At 69.7% G+C, this 5,111-nt stretch carries 5 protein-coding genes and 1 pseudogene; 4 read left to right on the top strand and 2 right to left on the bottom strand.

Annotated elements, in window-relative coordinates; all coding sequences use genetic code 11:
• Positions 1–435, bottom strand: a 435-nt coding sequence (locus RDU12_RS12105) for a hypothetical protein (RefSeq protein ID WP_308684816.1), incomplete at its 3' end; no start/stop codon positions are given.
• Between the two features lie 215 nt (positions 436–650).
• Here RDU12_RS12105 and rpsB point away from each other — a divergent pair.
• The 4 genes and pseudogenes from rpsB to RDU12_RS12085 all read left to right on the top strand — a co-directional run.
• Positions 651–1,451, top strand: a pseudogene (gene rpsB / locus RDU12_RS12100) (30S ribosomal protein S2); the annotation flags it as partial.
• Positions 1,452–1,742: 291 nt separating this feature from the next.
• Positions 1,743–2,684, top strand: coding sequence for a translation elongation factor Ts (gene tsf / locus RDU12_RS12095; RefSeq protein WP_308684814.1), 942 nt, complete (start codon positions 1,743–1,745; stop codon positions 2,682–2,684).
• Positions 2,685–2,829: 145 nt separating this feature from the next.
• Positions 2,830–4,431: a M20/M25/M40 family metallo-hydrolase gene (locus RDU12_RS12090; protein WP_300292764.1), complete on the top strand. Its 1,602-nt coding sequence runs from the start codon at positions 2,830–2,832 to the stop codon at positions 4,429–4,431.
• Between the two features lie 8 nt (positions 4,432–4,439).
• Positions 4,440–4,850: a hypothetical protein gene (locus RDU12_RS12085; RefSeq protein WP_300292762.1), complete on the top strand. Its 411-nt coding sequence runs from the start codon at positions 4,440–4,442 to the stop codon at positions 4,848–4,850.
• A gap of 3 nt (positions 4,851–4,853) precedes the next feature.
• On the opposite strand, the gene RDU12_RS12080 is transcribed toward RDU12_RS12085, so the two are convergent.
• The coding region (locus tag RDU12_RS12080; protein ID WP_308684812.1) for a hypothetical protein at positions 4,854–5,111 on the bottom strand (258 nt) is incomplete at its 5' end.

Raw genomic sequence — 5,111 nt, 5'->3', positions numbered from 1 at the left:
CGCGGGAGCGGCCGTCGTGGCCGGCGCTGTCTGCGGGGCGGGCGCCGCCAGCGGCGACCGGAAGGCCTTGGTCGCGCCGTAGATCTCGATGATCCGTTCGCCACGCTGGACCGTCAGCATGTAGAAGCCGTCGCCGCCGTCGAACTCGGCCGAGGCCAGCAGGGCCGGGTCGGCCGGGGCCAGCACCGGCACGGCCGAGGCGTTGACCCGCTGCATGAAGTCCGGGCTCTTGCCCTGCGCCAGCACCCCGCGCAGCCGCGCCGCCACGGGGTCTTGCCGCGCCTGCGCCAGCGCCGCGTTGTCGACGCGGCTTCGGGTCAGGACGACCTGGGTGGCGGCGACCGGCGACGGGGGCGGCTGCTGCGAAGTGGCGACTCCCGCCACGGCGGCGGCGGCGATCGCGCCCCCGGCCAACGCCCAGTTGCGGATGCTCATGGTCTGGTCCCTCCCGACCTTAACCATAGCGCCGTTATGCGACGGTGGCGAGATCGCCGCCGCGCCGCTTGCCTTTTCCCCCCATCCGGCCTACATGCCCGCCCACTTCACACGCAGGCGTGGCGCGGCCGGGGAGAAATCCTGTCCGCTCCAATCCGAGGACTTCGGTCTTTACAGCGCCTGCGGCGGATCAATCGGATAAAGGACTACCCCTCATGGCTCTGCCTGAATTCTCCATGCGTTCGCTGCTCGAAGCCGGCGCCCACTTCGGCCACCAGACGCACCGGTGGAACCCGAAGATGGAGCGCTACATCTTCGGATCGCGCTCGAACATCCACATCATCGACCTGTCGCAGTCGATCCCGCTCATGCACCAGGCGCTGGTCGCCGTGCGCGAGGTCGCCGCCAAGGGCGGTCGCGTCCTGTTCGTCGGCACCAAGCGCCAGGCCGCCGATCCGGTGGCCGAGGCCGCCCAGCGCTGCGCCCAGTACTATATGAACAACCGCTGGCTCGGCGGCACCCTGACCAACTGGCGCACCGTGTCGGGCTCGATCGCCCGCCTGCGCGAGCTGGAAGGCCTGCTGGAAGCCGGCGGCGAAGGCCGGGTCAAGAAGGAGCTGCTGAACCTGCAGCGCGAGAAGGACAAGCTCGAGCTGTCGCTGGGCGGCATCAAGGACATGGGCGGCATCCCCGACATCATGTTCGTGATCGACACCAACAAGGAGGCCATCGCCATCCTTGAGGCCCGCAAGCTGAACATCCCGATCATCGCCATCCTCGACACCAACTCGGATCCGGACGGCATCACCTATCCGATCCCGGGCAACGACGACGCCGCCCGCGCCATCCAGACCTACTGCGACCTGATCGCCGACGCCGTGCTGGACGGCCTCGCCGCCGGCGCCGCCTCGTCGGGCGTGGACCTGGGCGCCTCGGAGAACCCGGACGAGCCGATGCTGCGCGAAGCCAAGGCCCCCAAGGCCAAGGCTGAAGACGCCGCTCCGGCCGGCACGGAAGCCGTGGCCGAGGAAATGATCGCCGCCGCCGAAACCCCGACCGCTGAAGCCCCCGCCGCCGAGGCTCCCGCCAAGAAGGCTCCGGCCGCCAAGGCCGCCAAGGCCGACGCTGAAGAGCCGCCGGTCGCCGACGAAGCCGCCCAGCAAGCGACGTCGGACGCCAACGACGCCGTCGAAACCGAGAAGGCCGCGGTCTAAGCCCCGCTTCCCATCGACGGCGAACTGAATACGCGGCCGGACCTGGCAAAGGGTCCGGCCGTTCCCGCATACGCATACCCAAGGAGACTACCCATGGCCGAGATCACCGCCGCCCTCGTGATGGAACTGCGCGCCAAGTCCGGCGTCGGCATGATGGATTGCAAGAAGGCCCTTCAGGAAACCGACGGCGACATCAACGCCGCGATCGACTGGCTGCGCGCCAAGGGCCTGTCCAAGGCCGCCAAGAAGGCCGACCGCGTCGCCGCCGAAGGCCTCGTCGCCGTGGCCTCGAAGGAAGTTGGAGCCGGCGAAGTCGGCGCCGCCATCGAGTTCAACGCCGAGACCGACTTCGTCGCCCGCAACGAGCTGTTCCAGAACGCCGCCAAGAAATTCGCCGAACTGGGCCTCGAGCACGCCTCGGTCGAGGGCCTGCACGGCGCCGAGCTGGAAACCGGCAAGACCGTCCAGGACGAGGTCACCCAGCTGATCGCCACCGTCGGCGAGAACATGCAGCTGCGCCGCGCCGCCCGCCTGTCGGTCGACGAGGGCGTGGTCGCCTCCTACGTCCACAACGCCGTGTCGCCGGGCCTCGGCCGCATCGGCGTGCTGGTCGCCCTGCACGGCGGCGGCGACAAGGCCGCCCTGCGCGAACTGGGCCGCAAGATCGCCATGCACGTGGCCGCCACGGCCCCGCTGTCGCTCAACACCGACGACCTCGACCCGGCGGCCATCGAGAAGGAACGCCAGGTCCTGACCGACAAGGCGAAGGAAGAAGGCCGCCCCGAAGCGATGATCGACAAGATCGTCTCGGGCCAGATCGCCAAATTCCAGAAGGACGTTGTCCTGACCAAGCAGCCGTTCGTGATGAACCCGGACGTGACCATCGAACAGCTGGTCGCCGACACCGGCAAGGAACTGGGCCACCCCGGCCTGCACCTGGCCGGCTTCGTCCGCCTCGCCCTCGGCGAAGGCGTCGAAAAGGTCGAGGGCCCCGACTTCGCTTCGGAAGTCGCCTCGATGACCGGCGGCGCTTAAGGCCACCTCCCTCCGGGGATGATCGATCGAAGGGGTCGGCGGCTTGGGTCGCCGGCCCCTTTTCGCATGGCGCGCACACTCCGCCTTTGCACTGCCCCGCTTGATCGCGTCATATCGCGGTCAGCAACGATTCAGGGGAGCATCCATGCGTCTGGCCGCCTTGTTGTCCGCGACCGCCATCGCCTTCGCCGTACCCGCCGTCGTCTCCGCCCAGGCGGTCGACCGCGTCGCCATCAACCGCATCATCGATCAGGGCTTCAACCACAGCGAGGTGATGGAGACCGCCGCCTGGCTGACTGACCGGATCGGCGGCCGGATGACCAACTCGCCCCGGATGCGTCAGGCCGAGGCCTGGACCCAGCAGCGCTTCCGCGACTGGGGCCTGTCCAACGTCCGCGCCGACCCGTTCGAGTTCGGCCGCGGCTGGTCCGTTGTCCGGGCCAGCGCCCGGATGATCGAACCGCGTCCGCTGGACCTGCGCGTCATCCCCGTGGCCTGGACGCCCGGCACCGACGGCGGCGAGATCAGCGGCGAGGTCGTCGTCGCCCCGATGACCAACCCTGGCGACTTCGCCGCATGGCGTGGCAAGCTGGGCGGCAAGATCGTCATGATGACGAAGCCCGACACCGGCTCTGAGCCGACCGAGCCCTTCTTCCGCCGCTGGACCGACGAGGAGCTGCGCGACCGCAACACCTACGTCCTTCCGAACCACTCCGAGCCCTCGACCGACCGCCTGGGCGAGACCGAGTTCGCCCTGCGGCTGGACGAATTCCTGGCGGAGGAGGGGGCCCTCGCCTGGGTCAGGATGTCGTATCGGGACGGCGGTCTGCTGCACGGCGCCGGCTACACCCACCGCGTCGGGGCCACGCCGACCGTCCCGGGCTTCGAACTGGCCGCCGAGGACTATCGCCGCCTCGCCCGCCTGTCGAAGACCGACGCCACGCCGATCCTCGAGCTGATGAGCGAGGTCCGCTTCCACGACGAGGACGTCAACGCCTACAACGTCTTGGCCGACATTCCGGGTACGGATCGTTCCGGCGAATACGTCATGGCCGGGGCCCATTTCGACAGCTGGGCGGCGTCCGACGGCGCGGTCGACAACGCCGCCGGCACGGCCGTGGTCATGGAGGCCGCCCGCATCCTCAGGGCCATGGGCGTGCGGCCCAAACGGACCATCCGCTTCGCCCTGTGGAACGGCGAGGAGCAGGGGCTGCACGGCTCCCTGGCCTATGTCGACAAATACCTCGCCACCCGCGCCCCGCTGGGCGACCCGGAACTGGACGCCCTGCCGAACAACCGCACCTGGCGCCAGCGCTGGCCAATCCAGCCGCGCCCCGGCTATGGCGATCTGGTCGCCTACTTCAACCTCGACAACGGCTCGGGCAAGATCCGCGGCATCAACGCCGAGGGCAATATCGCGGCGGCGCCGATCTTCGAGGCGTGGCTCGAGCCCTTCGACAGCATGGGGGCCTCGACCGTGTCCCTGCGGCCTTCGGGCGGCACCGACCACGTCTATATGCAGACCGTCGGCATCCCGGGCTACCAGTTCATCCAGGACCCGCTCGACTACGGCAGCCGGCTGCATCACACCTCGATCGACAGCTACGACCACCTGCGGCCGGCCGACCTGCGCCAGGCGGCGGTGATCCTCGCCAGCTTCCTGCTCAACGCCGCCAACAGCGACGAGCCCCTGCCGCGCATGCCGATGCCGACCCGGCCCCGGCCGACCGATCCGTTCGCCTGGTGAGGTACTAGGTGGACAGGCTGGAACGAGCCCTGACGGCGCCGCTGATGATCGTCAGCCAGCTGACGGGCACGTCCTTCGGCCTGATCTTTGTCCTCCTGCCGATCGCCTTGATCGTCTGGACCGTCGCCTGCCGCCCGGCGTGGGCGGCGGTGTGGCCGGTCCTGCTGACGCCCCTGCCGTGGATCGCGCTGACGATCTGGGCCGGCTGGCACTGGCGGGAGACCGGACCGCAGACCGGCTTTCATGCCGAGCCGTGGGGAGTGCTGATGCTCGGCGTCACCCTGGCGCTGAGCGTCTGGGCCGTCTTCAGGGCGAGACGGGCGCGATGGCCGGTGGCGGGACTCTGTCTGGTCAATTTCGCCCTCGCCATGGTCGCCGCCCTGTTCGGGGCGATGATGACCACCGGGGCCTGGCTCTAGGCCTCAGCCTCGAGACGTCGTCAGCCGGCGCGCCAGGGTCATGGCCCCGACCACGCAGCCGCCGAACAGCAGGCCCTCGATCCCGCCCGTGACCACCTGGCTGACGGGCCCGAAGCCGGTCTCCCCGAATACGGCGCCGATCGGGTCGAGGCTCAGGCGCGACGACGGAAAGCGGCCGGCCAGCAGGTCGAGGCTGCCGCCCATCAGCCGCCCGCCGAGCAGGGGGATGATCAGGCCGGCCGCGGCCGGGGGCCTGGCCGG

Source organism: Brevundimonas sp. (assembly GCF_031082345.1).
Classification (GTDB): domain Bacteria; phylum Pseudomonadota; class Alphaproteobacteria; order Caulobacterales; family Caulobacteraceae; genus Brevundimonas.
This window is presented reverse-complemented; position numbering and strand designations above follow the sequence as displayed.

Excerpts from the sequence above, each read along its gene's own strand:
- tsf (WP_308684814.1), top strand. The coding sequence starts at position 1,743 with ATGGCCGAGATCACCGCCGCCCTCGTGATGGAACTGCGCGCCAAGTCC.
- RDU12_RS12090 (WP_300292764.1), top strand. The coding sequence starts at position 2,830 with ATGCGTCTGGCCGCCTTGTTGTCCGCGACCGCCATCGCCTTCGCCGTA.